A 15780-nucleotide genomic window follows, 5' to 3' on the forward strand; every position below is an offset into this window, starting at 1 on the left:
TCCGCCAGCGCGGAGACGATACGACGCGGCCCCCCTACGTCAGGCCGCCCCATAACGTACTACCACGCGATGGCGGACGAAAGCAGGACACGCCGCGCCGACCGCCGGTCAGCGCGTGACGTCGAAGACCAGCTGCCCGCCCTCCGCACGCACGCGTACCGTATCGCCCGCACCGAATGCGCCCGACAGGATCTTCTGCGCCAGCGGATTCTCCAGCTGGGCCTGGATCGCGCGCTTCAGCGGACGTGCGCCGTACACCGGGTCGAAGCCGGTGTTGCCCAGCAGCATCAGTGCTGAATCATCCAGCTCCAGCACGATCTGCCGCTCGGCCAGGCGCTTGGCCAGGTAACGCGTCTGGATGCGGGCGATCTCGCGGATCTGGGCCTTGTCCAGCGGATGGAACACGACGATGTCGTCCAGCCGGTTGATGAACTCCGGGCGGAAGTGCGCCTGCACCACACCCATCACCGCGGCCTTCATCTGCGTGTAGCGCTCCGGCGTGTCCGCCGAGCCATCGCCTTCGGACATGTCCTGGATCAGGCTGGACCCGAGGTTGGACGTCATCACGATGACGGTATTGCGGAAGTCCACCGTGCGCCCCTGGCCGTCGGTCAGGCGACCGTCGTCCAGCACCTGCAGCAGGATGTTGAACACGTCCGGATGCGCCTTCTCCACCTCGTCCAGCAGGATCACGCTATACGGACGGCGGCGCACGGCCTCGGTCAGGTAACCACCCTCCTCGTAGCCGACATAGCCCGGAGGCGCGCCGACCAGCCGGCTGACCGCATGCTTCTCCATGAACTCGCTCATGTCGATGCGGATCATGGCGTCGCTGCTGTCGAACAGGAATTCGGCCAGCGCCTTGCACAGCTCGGTCTTGCCGACGCCGGTCGGGCCGAGGAACAGGAACGAGCCGCTCGGACGGTCGGGATCGGAAATGCCGGCGCGCGAACGGCGCACCGCGTCGGACACCACCTTGATCGCCTCTTCCTGGCCGATGACGCGGCCACGCAGCGACTGCTCCATCTGCAGCAGCTTCTCGCGCTCGCCCTCCAGCATCTTGCTGACCGGGATGCCGGTCCAGCGGCTGACGACCTCGGCGATCTCCTCGTCGGTGACCTTGTCCTGCAACAGGCGGAAACCCTTCTGCTCGGCTTCCTGCGCGGCGGACAGCTGCTTCTCCAGTTCCGGCAGCTGGCCGTACTGCAGCTCGCTCATGCGCGCGTAGTCCTGCCTGCGCTGCGCGGCCTCCAGCTCCAGCTTCACCCGCTCGATCTGCTCCTTGATCTTCGTCGCGCCGGTCAAGGTGGCCTTCTCGGCCTTCCAGATCTCTTCCAGGTCGTTGAACTCGCGCTGCAGCGCTTCGATCTCGGTTTCCAGGTCGGCCAGGCGCTGCTTCGACTGCGCGTCCTTCTCCTTTTTCAGTGCTTCGCGCTGGATCTTCAGCTGGATCAGCCGGCGCTCCATGCGGTCCATTTCTTCCGGCTTGGAGTCGATCTCCATGCGGATGCGGCTGGCGGCCTCGTCCATCAGGTCGATGGCCTTGTCCGGCAGCTGGCGGTCGGCGATGTAGCGGTGGCTCAGCTGCGCCGCGGCGACGATGGCGGGGTCGGTGATCTCGACGCCGTGGTGCACGGCGTACTTCTCCTTCAACCCGCGCAGGATGGCGATGGTGTCCTCGACGCTGGGTTCGCCGACGAACACCTTCTGGAAGCGGCGCTCCAGCGCGGCGTCCTTCTCGACGTACTTGCGGTACTCGTCCAGCGTGGTCGCGCCGATGCAGTGCAGTTCGCCACGGGCCAGCGCAGGCTTCAGCATGTTGCCGGCATCCATCGAACCCTCTGCCTTGCCCGCGCCGACCATGGTGTGAAGTTCGTCGATGAAGAGGATGATCTGGCCCTCGTTCTTGGCCAGGTCGTTGAGCACACCCTTCAGGCGCTCCTCGAACTCGCCGCGGAACTTGGCCCCGGCGATCAGCGCGCCCATGTCCAGCGACAGCACGCGCTTGCCGCGCAGGCCCTCGGGCACCTCGCCGTTGACGATGCGCTGTGCCAGGCCTTCCACGATGGCGGTCTTGCCCACGCCGGGCTCGCCGATCAGCACCGGATTGTTCTTGGTGCGGCGCTGCAGAACCTGGATGGTGCGGCGGATTTCCTCGTCGCGGCCGATCACCGGGTCGAGCTTGCCGATCTCGGCGCGCTCGGTCAGGTCGATGGTGTACTTCTCCAGCGCCTGGCGCTGGTCCTCGGCGTTCTCGGATTGCACCTTCTCGCCGCCGCGCAGGCGCTCGATGGCCGCACGCAGCTTCTGCTTGTCCGCACCGCTGGCTTTCAGCTCCTGGCCGGCGGCTCCGCTGTCGTCCAGCGCGGCCAGCAGGAACCACTCGCTGGCGATGTAGGTGTCGCCGGCGTCCTGCGCCAGCTTGTCGGTAACGTTGAGCAGGCGCGACAGGTCGTTGCCGATCGACAGGTTGCCGGCCTGGCCGGTCACCTTCGGCAGCTTGTCCAGCGCTTCGCCCAGCCGCTCGCGCAGCACGGGGACATTGACGCCGGCCTGCGCCAGCAGCGGCCGCGAACTGCCGCCCTGCTGTTCCAGCAGCGCGGTCAGCACGTGGACGGGTTCGATCATGGTGTGGTCGCGGCCCACGGCCAGCGACTGCGCGTCTGCCAGCGCCTGCTGGAAACGCGAGGTCAGTTTGTCCATCCGCATCGGGAGAACTCCAGGAAGAAGGGGCCGGCGAACCCGGCCGATGCTACCCACATGCGGTTAAGCGGCGGTGTTTCAAGAGCTGTTGAGACCCGGATTCACGCAAGGTGGGCCTTGGCCCACCGTCCGCGCATGTACCGGAAACGGCGGGCCAAGGCCCGCCCTACGGCTTCTTCTGCAGGGACAACAAACCCAGCAGCACCGCCAGCGCGGCATACGCACCGGCGAACTGCCACAGGATGGTCGCGCGCAGGCCTTCGACATCCCACGGCAGGTAGATGCCGCCACGCGGATCGACCGAGTGGATGATGCCGAACAGCGTCAGTACCGCACCGACCAGCAGCGCGACGACCGCGCGTCCGTTGCGGCCGTCGATCATCGCCACCAGGGCGGTGGTCCAGATCATCGCGGTGATGATGAAGCCGTTGCCCAGGGTGACGATGGTGGCCAGGTCCGGCAGGCCGTGGCCGTCGACGCCTTCGTACAGGCCGGCGAAGCGGTCGGGGGCGATCCACGCCGGATTGCCGAACTTGATCGTCAGCAGATAGGCCACGGACGGCAGGAAGCCCAGTGCCACTGCGATGGCGTGCTTGCGCGGCGTTTCGGTGAAGGCCTGCACAGTGATGTCCAGACCGACGTAGACGATGATCGGTGCCAGCACCGCGACCGGCAGCCACTGCACCAGGCCCGACACGTAGCCGAGCACGCCGCCGAGTCCGATGAAGACACCGGTCAGCAGCGTGTAACCCTTGCGCGCCCCCATGTGCTTGTAGGCGGGCTGGCCGATATACGGCGTGGTCTGCGCGACGCCGCCGCAGAAGCCGGCGACCAGCGTGGACACCGCTTCGGCCAGCAGCACGTCGCGCGTGCGGTAGTCGTCGCCGGCCGCACGTGCGCTCTCGCTGACGTTGATGCCACCGACCACCATCAGCAGGCCGAACGGCAGCAGCAGCGGCAGGTAGGGCACGGTGTAGGCCAGGCCATCCAGCCAGCCCAGCGACGGCAGCGGCAGCGTCAGCGCGAGCGGCACGGCATCCGGCACCTTGAAACCGGGCGCGCCCAGACCGGACAGGCCAAGCACGTAGTACAGCGCGGTGCCGACGACGAAGGCCAGCAGCACGCCGGGAATCTTCACCGGCAGCTTGCCCTTCGCCACCAGCACGTACAGCAGCAGGCCGAAGGTGACGAAGCCGACGATGGGCTGGCGCAGGGTTTCGATCAGCGGCAGGAAGCCGAGCAGCGTCAGCGCCGCACCGCCGATGGAACCGAGCAGGCCGGCGCGCGGCACCGCGCGGGTGACCGCATCGCCGAAGAACGACAGCACCAGCTTCAGCACGCCCATCACCACCAGCGAGGCCATGCCGAGCTGCCAGGTCGCGGTGGCCGCGGCCTGTTCGTCCAGGCCGGCCTGCTTGAAGCCGACGAACGCCGGGCCCAGCACCAGCAGCGCCATGCCGATGCTGGTGGGCGCATCGAGCCCCAGCGGCATCGCGGTGACGTCGTCGCGGCCGGTCTTCGCCGCCAGCCGGTGCGCCATCCACGTGTAGATCAGGTTGCCGACCAGCACCCCCAGCGCGGTGCCGGGGAACATGCGGGTGAACACCACCTCGGCCGGGAACTGGAAGATGCCGATCAGCGCGGCGGCGATGAAGCCGAGAATGGACAGGTTGTCCACCACCAGGCCGAAGAAACCGTTGAGGTCACCGGGGACGAACCAGCGGGTGCGTGAAGACGAGGAGTTGGTCATGGGGAAGTCGTCGGCGCAACAGGCCGGCAGGAGGGGGAAAGGAGCGTCATTCCGGTTCGGGCAGCTTCACCCAACCCTGGACCACGCCACGCGAGGGGTTCTGGTAGCTCACCCGCACCCAATGATCAAGGGCATCCAATAATTCAACGTTGTCGCCTTTCACCAGATAACGGCGCGTGGTGGTATCTCCGGCTTTGGCGTACAGCGCCAAACGCGACGACAGGACACTGGCTGGATAGCCACGCAGCGGATGGTTCGAAGAAGGGCTTTCCAGTCCGTCGGCCATGGCGGTCTCCAGCACCCTGCCAGCTGGGTCGTACGTGCTCCACACAACCGGTACCCCGAGGCTATCGACGTCATCAAGGCTCAGTTCCGCCTCGAGCGACCGGCTGTCGAAGGAGACGGTGCGCATCGTACGGAACAGGTAAAGCGATGGACCGGAATAGCGATAGATGTCCGTGTACCACATCGGCCCGCTGCGGCAGGTGCTGCTCAGGGTGCGACTGGCCGGGTCCGCCGTCAGCGACCACAGGCCATCGCAGTTGATGCCCTGCGCGACAGGTGCGACCAATGGGCGGAACTGGCCGCTTTCCGGGTCGTACAGATAGACCGAATACACCTCATTGACCTGCCCTGTCGGGGCACTGGCCGCCAGGTCCTGAAAGCCGTCGAAGTTGTAGTCGGCATGCATCAAGCGATAGCGGCTCTCGGACTCGGGAAGGGGCACGATCACCTGCCTGCCGTCGTCTCGATGAGTTTCGATCACAAGGCTTTCGTCTTCCATCAGCTCAGCGTGAGCATTGATCCCCGGCGCAACCTGGAATCGGAGCTCTCGCCCGTCGCTCGCTCGCGCAGCGGGCATCAACCCGGCCAGGCAGAAGAGAAACGCAGCGAAACAGGTACGCCGGGCAGAAAACCCAGGTGCCATCGACCCCACCATCCTTGTCGTGATCATCCTGCGAGACTAGCCGAATCCACCGGCCTCAGAACGACACGTCCACGGCGTGCCGCGACCACAGCACCGACTGGTGGCCGGTCGCCTGCTTCCACGCCAGGCGGATCGCCTCGATGTCGGCACGGCGCTGCGGGGTATCCTCGTGCAGGACGACCAGCACCTTGGTCTTCAGGCGGTTGGGCTCCTTCGCGCCGCGGAACAGCCACTGGCCGTAGGCGTCGAAGACGGTGAGGCCATCCGGGAAGCGCGAGGTCACTTCCTTGTCGAGGAAGGCGCGCCAGGTCGCGTCGGTGATCGGTTCCGCCTGCGGGCGGTCTGCAGGACCGGTCTCCTCGCCCACGCCGAAATACAGCTCGCTGCGCACCCAACCGATGGCGCTGGCCGGACGCAGGGCGTCGCCTTCCAGCGCGGCGGTGGTCGCCGACGGCGTGGCCTGCGGCGGGGCGGATGCGCACCCGGCGAGGGCGAGAAGGACGAGCAGCCAGACGGCACGATGCGACATGGGAAACCTCACGGGGGACGGGCAGCATGCATTACCGGCGTCGGGTTGCCTTATGACCGGAGAGCATAAGGAGATGGGAAGCGGCGATGACAGGCAGGCTGCAGGGGCGGCTAATATATCGCTTCATCGCAATAAAGCGATAGACTTTGTCCGTTCTTCCTGTCCTGCGAGCCCCCCATGCCCCACGCTGTTCTTGCTCCCCTGGCCGCCGCCATCACCCTGGCGCTTGCCCTGCCCGCCTTCGCCCAGACCACGCCCGCCGGTGCGACCGACCTGGATGCCGTCATCGTCACCGGCACCCGCGCGAGTGATCGCACGGCGCTGGAATCCACCTCGCCGATCGACGTGCTGACGGCCGAGGACATCCGCAAGGCCGGCGTGCTCAACGGTGAACTGGGCAGCGCGCTGCAGGCGCTGTTGCCGTCGCTGAACTTCCCGCGCCAGTCCAACTCCGGCGGTGCCGACCACATCCGCGCCGCCCAGCTGCGCGGCCTCAGCCCCAACCAGGTGCTGGTGCTGGTCAACGGCAAGCGCCGCCACAGCAGCGCGCTGGTCAACACCGACAGCAAGATCGGCAAGGGCAACACGCCGGTGGACTTCAACGCCATTCCGGTCAGCGCGATCAAGCGCATCGAGGTGCTGCGCGACGGCGCCGGCGCCCAGTACGGCTCCGATGCGGTGGCCGGGGTGATCAACGTGATCCTCAACGACGCGCCGGAAGGCGGTGCGTTCGAAGCCAGCTATGGCGCGCACCACACCGACGTCGAGCCGATCGGCCGGACCGTCACCGACGGGCAGAGCGGCTTCTTCAGCGCGCAGGTGGGCGACCGCATCGGCCAGGACGGCTTCTTCCGGCTGGGCCTGGAGTACAAGCAGCGCGACGCGACCAACCGCGCCGGCTTCGACCAGATCCCGTTCTTCGAGGAACAGACGCCGGACAACCTGGCACTGGCCGGCCAGCGCAACTACGTGCTCGGCGACGGCAGCTCGAAGGACATCAACGCCTGGATCAACGCGGCGGTACCGCTGGGCGACGCGGCGGAGTTCTACGCGTTCGGCACGTATCACCAGAGCGATACCGAAGGCGCCAACTACTTCCGCTACCCCGATGGCGTGGCGAACTGGAAGCAGGTCTATCCGAACGGCTATCGCCCGATCTCCGAAGGCGAGAACCTCGACGTGGCCGGTGTGGCCGGTGTGCGCGGCCAGTGGGGCGAATGGGACTACGACGCCAGCCTCAACCACGGCCGCAACGAGTTCACCTACCGCCTGCGCAACTCGCTCAATGCCTCGCTCGGCCCGACCAGCCCGACGCGCTTCAAGACCGGCGATTACGAGGGCACGCAGACGCTGGCGAACCTGGATCTGAGCCGCGTGTTCGGCGCGCATACGTTCGCCACCGGTATCGAGGTGCGCCACGAGACCTTCGAGACCGGCGCTGGCGATCCGGCTTCGTACGCCGCCGGGCCGTTCACCGACCGACCGACCGGCTCGCAGGCCGGCGGCGGGCTGACGCCGCAGGACACCGCCGACCTGGACCGCGATGTGTCCAGCGTCTACGCCAGTCTCAGCAGCCAGTGGGGCGAGAAGTTCACCACCGACCTCGCCGCGCGCTACGAGCACTACGACGACTTCGGCGGCGAACTGACCGGCAAGGTCGCCGCGCGCTACGAGTTCGCGCCGGCCTTCGCGCTGCGCGGTTCGGTGTCCAACAACTTCCGCGCCCCGTCGCTGAGCCAGATCGGCTTCGAGTCGACGTCGACCGGCTACGACGCGTCCGGCCAGCTGACCCAGGGCCGCCTGCTGTCGGTCAACAATCCCATCGCCCGGGCGCTGGGCGCGCAGGACCTGGACCCGGAAAAGGCGCTGAACCTCAGCCTCGGCTTCACCAGCCGCATCGGCGAGCACTTCGACGTGTCGCTGGACGTGTTCCGCATCGACATCGACGACCGCGTGGCGATCACCGAGCGCATCAGCGGCGATGCGCTGACCGATTTCGTGCTGGACAACTTCGGCGTGCCGGGCGTGCAGAGCGCCAACTTCTTCATCAACGCCGCCGACACCCGCACCGAGGGCGCCGAACTGGTCGCCAACTGGCGGCAGCCACTCGGCGACGGCAACCTGCTGCTGACCGGCGCCTACAGCTATGCGAAGACCGAGCTGAAGAACATCGCCGCCACGCCGGCCGAACTGCTCGCCATCGATCCGGACTACGTGCTGTTCGGCGTGGAGGAAAGCAACACCCTGACCGATGCGGCACCGCGCACGCGCGGCATCTTCACCGCCAGCTGGGACAGCACGGCCTGGTCGCTGCTGGGACGGGTCACCCGCCACGGCAGCGCCAAGCGCGTGTTCAACTTCGGGGGCGGCTTCGAGCCGGAGCAGACCTATGGCGCCGAGTGGCAGCTGGACGCTGAAGTGGAGTACCGCTTTTCGCCGAAGTGGAGCGTGGCGCTCGGTGGCCTCAACCTGACCGACGAGTATCCCGACCTGTCGAGCGCGGACATCTCGTACTTCGGCAACCTGCCCTATGACGTGCTGTCGCCCATCGGCAGCAACGGCGCGTACTACTACACCCGGCTGCGCTACACATTCTGAGTCGAACACGCGTCATCCCGGCGCAGGCCGGGATGACGCTCGTAGCGTGCGCCATGCGCACGGCCTCAGGATGTCGGATGCACGGCATCGTGCGCACGGCGCACGCTACAGGAAGCGCGCGCGTTGCTCGTCCGTCGGCACGTGGCAGGCCGTGGTGCCGAACAGGCGATAGCGGTTGCGCGCGATCCAGCGGTACAGCGGATCACGCACGGCACGTGGCACCCACGCGATAACGCCGGCAAGCCGCCACATGCCACCCAACCCGGTCAGCACGCGACCGATCGCATCGCTGTCGGTCCATGCGTTGTCGCCATCGACGAGCAGGAACGAGGCCGGATCGTCGGGGTCCAGCCCGTGCGTCGCCAGCAGCGCGCGTCCCGACGCCGACTGCATGGCGGCGAAGCGATAGCGTCCGGCACGGTCGTGCTTGAGCAGAAACCGCACCCAGCCGTTGCACAGCACGCAGATGCCATCGAAGACGATGACCGGCACTCGCGGACTGGACGAATCCCTTGTCGTCACGCAACCTCTCCATCAGACAGGATGATTCCCCTCTCCCCGCGTGCGGGGAGAGGGTGCCAACGGCGGGTGAGGGGCGAACGGAGCCTGCCACCCATCGCGCCACCGCACAGGCGCAACGCGCGATGCACTGACGCCCGCCCCCCCCCGTGTCGACAACGAGAAGCACCCCTCATCCGCCCTCCGGGCACCTTCTCCCCGCACGCGGGGAGAAGGACAGCCATTTACTCGTTGCGCACATCCAGCCACCCGCGGTAATGCACCAGCAGGCCGGCGAGCGGCAACGAGGCCCACACATCGAACGCGTAACGCTCGCCGTCCGCGGACTCGCGCGCGCCGACGCCGGAGAACCAGCGGGGCGGTAGCGACACGCCAAACACGCGGACCCGCACCACGCGCCAGACTATCGCCTCGTTCACGACCTCCAGGTGGAACCCGAACGTCGCCACGCCCAGCCGCTCGCACAGCACGCTACCCTCGCGCCACAACCGCGAGGGCATGGCGCGGCCGCCGATGTAGCGGGTCCAGTACTCCTGCGACGGCGAGGCCTCGATCTCCACGCACAGCGGACCCGATCCGGCCGGCGGCAGACGCGTGGCGAAGGCCGCCAGGCGAGACAGCAGGCCCGATCCGCGTTCGACCTCGACCGCACCGGCGTAACGGCGCCGGCCCTGCGCGACATGCAACGCGCGCACCGGCGCCGGCAGCGCGTCGAACGCCGGCCCCAGCACCTGCGCGAACAACGACCTTACGGCTGCATCCATGCCAGCGTGGCGATGCGTCCGCTGCGGCCGTCACGGCGATGCGAGAAGAAGCGCGCGGGCTCGCTCATCGTGCAGAGATCGCCGCCGTGGATATCGGTCGGCGACATGCCGTGCGCGACCAGGCGGCGGCGCGCGAGCGCGGGCAGGTCCGCCAGCCAATGGTCCGGCCGTGTCGGCACGAAACAGGCGGCCGCTTCCGCATCGTGGCTGACGAACACGTCGAACACGTCCTTTCCCACCTCGTAACGCGCGGGACCGGCCGCCGGACCGATCCACGCGACGACGTCCGCGGCCGGCGTCGTCATCGCCGCCAGCGTGGCCTCCAGCATGCCTTTCGACAGCCCCGGCCAGCCGGCATGCGCGGCGGCGACCTCGCGGCCATCCTTCGCAGCGAACACCACCGGCAGGCAGTCGGCGGTGAGGATGGCGAGCACGACGCCCGGCGTCGAGGTCACCAGCGCGTCGGCGACGGGTTCGGCGGATTCCGGATCGGCCGGCGCTTCCACGCGCAGTACGTCGATGTCGTGGACCTGTTTCAGCCAGTGCGGCGTCGACGGCAGTCCGGCGAGGTCGACCAGCAACGCGCGGTTGCGCGCTACCGTGGCGGGATCATCCCCGTCGGCGGCGTAGCGGTTGCCCAGGTTGAAGGTGTCGAACGGGGCCGCCGAATAGCCGGCCCCGTGCCGAAGGGTGGTGAACGCGTGCACGCCGGCAGGCGCCGGCCAATCCGCCGCCACCGCCGGTGCGCGATTCATCCGCGCTTGGCCTGGCTGTCCGCGCGCAACGCCGCCAGCAGCGCCACCATGTCCGCGGGGACGGGCGCCGTGACCCGGACCGGCTCGCCGCTGACCGGATGCGCGAATTCCAGCGTCTCCGCATGCAGCGCCTGCCGGCGGAAGCTGCGCAACACGGCGATCAGTTCGTCGCTGGCGCCCTTCGGCAGGCGCAGCGGCCCGCCGTACAGCGGGTCGCCGACGATCGGGTACTTGATGTGCGCCATGTGCACGCGGATCTGATGGGTGCGACCGGTTTCCAGCCGACATTCCAGCGCGGTGTGCGCACGGAAGCGTTCGCGCAGGCGGTAGTGCGTGACCGCATCGCGACCATCCTCGCGTACCGCCATCTTCAGGCGGTCACGCGGATGACGGTCGATCGGCGCATTGGCCGTGCCGCCGGACACCATCGCCCCGACCACCACGGCCAGGTACTGGCGGTGCACGTCGCGCGAAGCGAGCTGCGCCACCAGCGAGGTGTGCGCCGGCAGCGTGCGCGCCACCACCATCACACCGGAGGTGTCCTTGTCGAGGCGGTGCACGATGCCCGCGCGCGGCAGCGCCGACAGCGACGGGTCGCGGAACAGCAGCGCATTGACCAGCGTGCCGGTCGGATTGCCGGCACCGGGGTGCACGACCAGGCCCGCCGGCTTGTCGAGTACGAAGACGTGCTCGTCCTCGTACAGGATGTCCAGCGGGATGTCTTCCGGCTCGGCATGGGTCTGGGTATCCAGCACCACGTCCAGGCTGGCGGTCTCGCCGCCGCGCACGGGATCGCGCGGGCGCACCACCTGGCCATCGAGCAGGGCGTTGCCGGACTTGATCCACTCGGTCAGGCGCGAACGCGAGAATTCGGGGAACAGCTCCGCCAGGGCGGCGTCGAAGCGGCGGCCGGCGGCGCTGGCGGGCACGATGGCCGTGCGCGGGGCGTCTGAGGTGTCGGGGGAATCGGGTTCGGTCATGCGGAAAGACGTCCAGGGAGGCCAGGATCCGGTCCGTATTGGCCGAATGTTCATGGCGAAGGCGGCGCCTAGGCTATCATCGACGGCCTGTTTCCCTGCCGCGGCCTGCCGCCAGCCCATGACCCAGCGCGCCTTCCCCCGCTTCTCCCGCTCCTTCGCGACCTCCCGCTTCGTCCTGCTGGCCCTGGTCGTCGCCTTCGCCGGCACCGGCTGCGGCAAGATCTTCAAGAAGAAGGCAGCGCCCGAGAACCAGCCCGTCGAGGTGATGTACGAGGAAGCCCACCGGGCGATGGTCAACAACAACTGGGACCGCGGCCTGCAGAACTTCCGCCGCCTGATCGCGCAGTACCCGTACGGCCCGTACACCGAGCAGGCGCTGATGGAAACGGCCTACGCCGAATACAAGGCCGGCAAGCTGGACGACGCGGTCACCACCATCGACCGCTTCATCCGCACCTACCCGACCCACCGCAACATCCCGTACATGTACTACCTGCGCGGGCTGGCCAACTCCAACCGCGACACCGTCTTCCTGCAGAAGGTATGGCGCCTGGACGCCAGCCGCCGCGACCTGGCCACGCCCATGCAGGGCTACAACGACTTCGCCCGCGTCGCCGAGAACTACCCGAACAGCCGCTACGCCGCCGACGCGCGCCAGCGCATGATCCGGCTGCGCGACCAGTTCGCGCTGCACGAGCTGGACACCGCGATCTACTACCTGCGCCGCGACGCATGGGTGTCGGCCGCCAGCCGCGCCCGTTACCTGCTGGAAACCTACCCGCAGAGCAGCTACCAGTACGACGCTGTCGCCGTGCTCGCCGAGGCTTACACCCACCTGGGCAACCAGACGCTGGCCGCCGACGCCAAGCGCGTGCTGGAACTCAACGATCCTCAGCACCCCTGGCTGGCGGGCAAGTTCCCCGACTATCCGTGGATGGTGCGCCGCCTGAACCCGTTTGCCGGCGAGAAATCGAGCAACTCCGTGGAAAAGCGCAACAAGGACTGACCGGTCCGCACCCGGACAGGAAACGAAAAAGGGCCTCGCGGCCCTTTTTCTTTGCGTGCGCTCCGACGCGATGCGGTCAGTCGGCCGCGGCGGCCTTGTCCCAGTCGAAGCGGGTCAGCACCGCCAGCTGCTGCGGTTCCATCACACCATTGTGTTCGATGCCGTCGATGACCCAGGTCGGGAACACCGTGACGCCGGCCGCTGCGCAGGCGGACACCATCGGCGTGTTGCGGCCGCCGGGCGAGCACTCGACGTAGGGCAGCCGGTCCGCCGCATGGCCGAAGTGCCGCTTCTGCCGGCTGCATTCCACGCACCACGACGCGCCGTAGAACTTCGCGCCGTAGTCGGTCAGGTGCTGCGCCAGCGCCTCGGCGCGGCGGCTTTCCGGCCGCTGGTGCAGCAGCCCGCTCTGGTGCACGTGCAGGACGGCCAGCACCAGCAGCACCGGCATCGCCTGCACCGCCCACCAACGCCCCCATGCCTGGCCGGGCGCGGAAGCCGGACGGCGCAGCTGCAGCCACACGAACATCGCCGCCAGTACGGCCAGCGACGCCAGGCAGCCAATGCAGAACGCATCGAGCACCCGCTTGCCCACGACCGTCAGGTAGACACTGATCGCCAGTCCCAGCAGGACCAGCCGCCACTGCCGCTGCCAGCGCAGCAGCAACGAGGCCTTGCGCGACAACGACACCAGCGCGACCAGCGCATACAGGCCGAAGCCCCACAACGCCATCGGCAGGCCGAGCAGCGTCGACCAGCCGCTGCGCTGGATCGCGTCGCAGCCGCCTCCGGCGGTACAGAACGCGGACGCGGACCCGCTGCCCGCCGTCCACGTGAGGTAGCCGGTGATCAGCAGGCCCAGCGCCGCGAGCGCGAGCATCACCCGATCCGGCGGGGTCGCCGGCCGCGGCGCGGGGGCGGCCGGGCGATCGCGGTGTGCGGTGCGCTTCTTCTTCCTGCTCATCGTGTTCTCCGTGTCGGCGGTGCGCGGCAACGGGCCGGTGCTACAGCGCGTACTTGTTGGTGATCGGATAGCGGCGTTCGCGACCGAACGCGCGGCGCGAGACCTTCGGACCGGGCGCCGACTGGTGACGCTTCCATTCGTTGATGCGCACCAGCCGCAGCATGCGGTCGACGGTGGCGGCGTCGAAGCCGGCGGCGACGATCTCGTCGCGCGACTGTTCCAGGTCGACGTAGCGGAACAGGATGGCGTCCAGCACGTCGTACGGCGGCAGCGAATCTTGGTCCTTCTGGTTCTCGCGCAGTTCCGCCGACGGCGGGCGGTCGATGACGGCCGGCGGGATCACCGGCGCTCCGCCGACGGTGTTGCGCCAGCGCGCCAGCGCGAAGACCTCCGTCTTGTACAGATCCTTGATCGGCGCATAGCCGCCGCACATGTCGCCGTAGATCGTGGCGTAGCCGACCGCATATTCGCTCTTGTTGCCGGTGGTCAGCAGCAGGCCTCCGAACTTGTTGCTCAGCGCCATCAGGATGACGCCGCGACTGCGCGACTGCAGGTTCTCCTCGGTGGTGTCGGCGGCCTTGTCGCCGAACACCGGCCCCAAGGCTTCCAGGAAGCCCTTGAACGGTGCCTCGATCGAGATCGCCTCCAGCTTCACCCCCAGCGCCGCGCACTGCTCGGCCGCCAGATCGTTCGACAGGCCGGCGGTGTAGCGCGACGGCAGCCGCACCGCGGTGACGTTGTCGGCGCCCAGCGCATCGACCGCCAGCGCCAGCACCAGCGCCGAGTCGATGCCGCCGGACAGGCCCAGCCACACCTTCGGAAAACCGTTCTTTGCGCAGTAGTCGCGCAGGCCGCGCACGATCGCACGCCAGGCCAGCGCGTCGCGGCTCTCGTCGCCGTCGTCCATCCAGACCACGGGGCTGAACGTGCGCGTGGCGACGTCGAAATCCACCACCAGCCACTGGTCGGTGAACGCGGCCGCCGCCGGATGCACCGTGCCGTCGCCGTCGGCCACCACGGAGGCGCCGTCGAACACCACCGCATCCTGACCGCCCACCACATTGAGGTAAGCCAGCGCCATGCCGGTCTCGCGCGTGCGCTCGGCGATCAGTGCATCGCGCTGCGCGTGTTTGTCGCGGTCGAACGGCGAGGCGTTCGGCACCAACGTCAGCGCCGCGCCGGCCTCGCCCGTTTCGGCCAGCGGCTCCGGGAACCACAGGTCCTCGCAGATCACCAGGCCCAGCGGCACGCCCTTCACCTCGAACGTGCAGGCGCCACCGTCCGGATCCACATCGAAGTAGCGGCGCTCGTCGAACACCGCGTAGTTCGGCAGCTCACGCTTGCGGTAGGTCGTCTCGATGGCGCCGTCGCGCAGCACGCTGGCGGCGTTGTAGACCACGCTGCCGGCGCTCTGCGGCCAGCCGACCACGGCGACGATGCCGTGCGTGGTCGCGGCGATTTCCGCCAGCGCGGCTTCGCAGTCGGCCAGGAAGCGGGGCCGCAGCAGCAGGTCCTCGGGCGGATAACCGCTGACCGCCAGCTCGGGAAACAGCACCACGTCCGCGCCGTACTCGTCGCGCGCCTCGGCGATCATCCGCCGGATGCTGGCACTGTTCTGCGCGACGCTCCCGACCGGGAAATCGAACTGCGCCATGGCGATGCGGAGTGTCTGGGTCATAGTGGATCCAATCAGGACAAATCGATGGCGTATCCGGCCTCGCGTTGCGAGCGGATCGCCAGGACATAGACGGTATCGTCCAGCGGTTTGTAGACGTACAACGCCAGGTAGCCAAGGGAATCACGCCCGATCACGAGTTCGCGCAACTCATGCCTGACAATACGTCCGATCAACGGATTGTCTTCCAGCATGCCCAGGGCCCGGAAAATGCCTGCGACCCGGCCTTCGGTGACCTCCACGTCGTGCTCGGCAAGGTGCACCACGATGCGGCGCAGGTCGTCAGCAATGCGATCCGCAAGCTCGACCTTGGCCACCACTCAACGCTCAGGCTTTCGGGCAACAGGAACCGGAGGGGTTTCTCCACGCGCCAAACCCAGTGCGTAGTCGCGCATCTCCTCCAGGGGCACCACCTTGCCGGTTCGCTGGACTTCCTCCCAGCGTCGCTGCGCCTCGGCGTAAAACTCGCTGCGTCGTTCCTGGGCCTGGGTTTTCTCGGTGATCGCCTCAAGGATGAAGCTGTGGGTACTGGCCCCGGCTTTCCGGGCAGCCTCGGCGACACGCGCCTTGAGCTCCTCCGGCAAGCGGATCGTGGTGGTGGACATTGGG

General features: G+C 68.0%; 14 protein-coding genes. 2 read left to right on the forward strand and 12 right to left on the reverse strand.

Features of this window, described 5'->3' with window-relative positions; genetic code table 11:
• Window positions 1-108 precede the first annotated feature (108 nt).
• From clpB to ACGHX3_RS15270, 4 genes are all read right to left on the reverse strand, one after another.
• Window positions 109-2709 carry an ATP-dependent chaperone ClpB gene (gene clpB / locus ACGHX3_RS15255; protein ID WP_394695496.1) on the reverse strand — a complete coding sequence of 867 codons (2601 nt, stop codon included), beginning with the start codon at window positions 2707-2709 and terminating at the stop codon, window positions 109-111.
• Between the two features lie 160 nt (window positions 2710-2869).
• A complete protein-coding gene (locus ACGHX3_RS15260) occupies window positions 2870-4453 on the reverse strand; it encodes a hypothetical protein (RefSeq protein ID WP_394695497.1) in 1584 nt (527 codons plus the stop codon).
• A gap of 46 nt (window positions 4454-4499) precedes the next feature.
• Window positions 4500-5237 (reverse strand): FG-GAP repeat protein, encoded by a 738-nt coding sequence (locus ACGHX3_RS15265; protein ID WP_394695498.1) that lies wholly within the window; start codon window positions 5235-5237, stop codon window positions 4500-4502.
• Between the two features lie 199 nt (window positions 5238-5436).
• Window positions 5437-5910: a DUF3574 domain-containing protein gene (locus tag ACGHX3_RS15270; RefSeq protein WP_394695499.1), complete on the reverse strand. Its 474-nt coding sequence runs from the start codon at window positions 5908-5910 to the stop codon at window positions 5437-5439.
• A 177-nt stretch (window positions 5911-6087) separates the two neighbouring features.
• Here ACGHX3_RS15270 and ACGHX3_RS15275 point away from each other — a divergent pair, with 177 nt between their 5' ends.
• Window positions 6088-8508, forward strand: coding sequence for a TonB-dependent siderophore receptor (locus ACGHX3_RS15275; RefSeq protein WP_394695500.1), 2421 nt, complete (start codon window positions 6088-6090; stop codon window positions 8506-8508).
• A 105-nt stretch (window positions 8509-8613) separates the two neighbouring features.
• Here the strand turns inward: ACGHX3_RS15275 and ACGHX3_RS15280 are convergent, their stop codons facing one another.
• From ACGHX3_RS15280 to rluD, 4 genes are all read right to left on the reverse strand, one after another.
• Window positions 8614-9030 carry a thiol-disulfide oxidoreductase DCC family protein gene (locus ACGHX3_RS15280; RefSeq protein WP_394695501.1) on the reverse strand — a complete coding sequence of 139 codons (417 nt, stop codon included), beginning with the start codon at window positions 9028-9030 and terminating at the stop codon, window positions 8614-8616.
• A gap of 221 nt (window positions 9031-9251) precedes the next feature.
• On the reverse strand, window positions 9252-9791 hold the full coding sequence (locus tag ACGHX3_RS15285) for a DUF4166 domain-containing protein (RefSeq protein ID WP_394695502.1): 540 nt from the start codon (window positions 9789-9791) through the stop codon (window positions 9252-9254).
• Window positions 9776-10546 carry a polyphenol oxidase family protein gene (gene pgeF, locus ACGHX3_RS15290; RefSeq protein WP_394695503.1) on the reverse strand — a complete coding sequence of 257 codons (771 nt, stop codon included), beginning with the start codon at window positions 10544-10546 and terminating at the stop codon, window positions 9776-9778. Before pgeF ends, ACGHX3_RS15285 begins: the two co-directional genes overlap by 16 nt.
• Window positions 10543-11526 (reverse strand): 23S rRNA pseudouridine(1911/1915/1917) synthase RluD, encoded by a 984-nt coding sequence (rluD, locus tag ACGHX3_RS15295; RefSeq protein WP_394695504.1) that lies wholly within the window; start codon window positions 11524-11526, stop codon window positions 10543-10545. The genes pgeF and rluD overlap by 4 nt, the downstream gene beginning before the upstream one ends.
• Window positions 11527-11644: 118 nt before the next feature.
• Between rluD and ACGHX3_RS15300 the strand changes: the two genes are divergently transcribed.
• A complete protein-coding gene (locus tag ACGHX3_RS15300; protein ID WP_394695505.1) occupies window positions 11645-12532 on the forward strand; it encodes an outer membrane protein assembly factor BamD in 888 nt (295 codons plus the stop codon).
• A gap of 76 nt (window positions 12533-12608) precedes the next feature.
• Here ACGHX3_RS15300 and ACGHX3_RS15305 read toward each other — a convergent pair whose 3' ends face one another.
• From ACGHX3_RS15305 to ACGHX3_RS15320, 4 genes are read right to left on the reverse strand one after another with little or no spacing between them, the layout of a single operon-like run.
• Window positions 12609-13496: a vitamin K epoxide reductase family protein gene (locus ACGHX3_RS15305; RefSeq protein WP_394695506.1), complete on the reverse strand. Its 888-nt coding sequence runs from the start codon at window positions 13494-13496 to the stop codon at window positions 12609-12611.
• Window positions 13497-13536: 40 nt separating this feature from the next.
• On the reverse strand, window positions 13537-15174 hold the full coding sequence (locus ACGHX3_RS15310; protein WP_394695507.1) for a glutamine-dependent NAD(+) synthetase: 1638 nt from the start codon (window positions 15172-15174) through the stop codon (window positions 13537-13539).
• 11 nt (window positions 15175-15185) lie between these two features.
• Window positions 15186-15488, reverse strand: a complete 303-nt coding sequence (locus tag ACGHX3_RS15315) for a type II toxin-antitoxin system RelE/ParE family toxin (RefSeq protein WP_394695508.1) — start codon at window positions 15486-15488, stop codon at window positions 15186-15188.
• Window positions 15489-15491: 3 nt separating this feature from the next.
• On the reverse strand, window positions 15492-15776 hold the full coding sequence (locus ACGHX3_RS15320) for a ribbon-helix-helix protein, CopG family (RefSeq protein ID WP_213600704.1): 285 nt from the start codon (window positions 15774-15776) through the stop codon (window positions 15492-15494).
• Window positions 15777-15780 lie beyond the last annotated feature (4 nt).

Origin of the sequence: Pseudoxanthomonas japonensis, assembly GCF_043632995.1 — a bacterium.
GTDB classification, from domain to species: Bacteria; Pseudomonadota; Gammaproteobacteria; order Xanthomonadales; family Xanthomonadaceae; genus Pseudoxanthomonas_A; species Pseudoxanthomonas_A japonensis.

Bases quoted from the DNA above. Each gene is read 5' to 3' on its own strand.
- clpB (WP_394695496.1), bottom strand. From the start codon at position 2,709: ATGCGGATGGACAAACTGACCTCGCGTTTCCAGCAGGCGCTGGCAGAC.
- ACGHX3_RS15260 (WP_394695497.1), bottom strand. From the start codon at position 4,453: ATGACCAACTCCTCGTCTTCACGCACCCGCTGGTTCGTCCCCGGTGAC.
- ACGHX3_RS15265 (WP_394695498.1), bottom strand. From the start codon at position 5,237: ATGGAAGACGAAAGCCTTGTGATCGAAACTCATCGAGACGACGGCAGG.
- ACGHX3_RS15270 (WP_394695499.1), bottom strand. From the start codon at position 5,910: ATGTCGCATCGTGCCGTCTGGCTGCTCGTCCTTCTCGCCCTCGCCGGG.
- ACGHX3_RS15275 (WP_394695500.1), top strand. From the start codon at position 6,088: ATGCCCCACGCTGTTCTTGCTCCCCTGGCCGCCGCCATCACCCTGGCG.
- ACGHX3_RS15285 (WP_394695502.1), bottom strand. From the start codon at position 9,791: ATGGATGCAGCCGTAAGGTCGTTGTTCGCGCAGGTGCTGGGGCCGGCG.
- pgeF (WP_394695503.1), bottom strand. From the start codon at position 10,546: ATGAATCGCGCACCGGCGGTGGCGGCGGATTGGCCGGCGCCTGCCGGC.
- rluD (WP_394695504.1), bottom strand. From the start codon at position 11,526: ATGACCGAACCCGATTCCCCCGACACCTCAGACGCCCCGCGCACGGCC.
- ACGHX3_RS15300 (WP_394695505.1), top strand. From the start codon at position 11,645: ATGACCCAGCGCGCCTTCCCCCGCTTCTCCCGCTCCTTCGCGACCTCC.
- ACGHX3_RS15305 (WP_394695506.1), bottom strand. From the start codon at position 13,496: ATGAGCAGGAAGAAGAAGCGCACCGCACACCGCGATCGCCCGGCCGCC.
- ACGHX3_RS15310 (WP_394695507.1), bottom strand. From the start codon at position 15,174: ATGACCCAGACACTCCGCATCGCCATGGCGCAGTTCGATTTCCCGGTC.
- ACGHX3_RS15320 (WP_213600704.1), bottom strand. From the start codon at position 15,776: ATGTCCACCACCACGATCCGCTTGCCGGAGGAGCTCAAGGCGCGTGTC.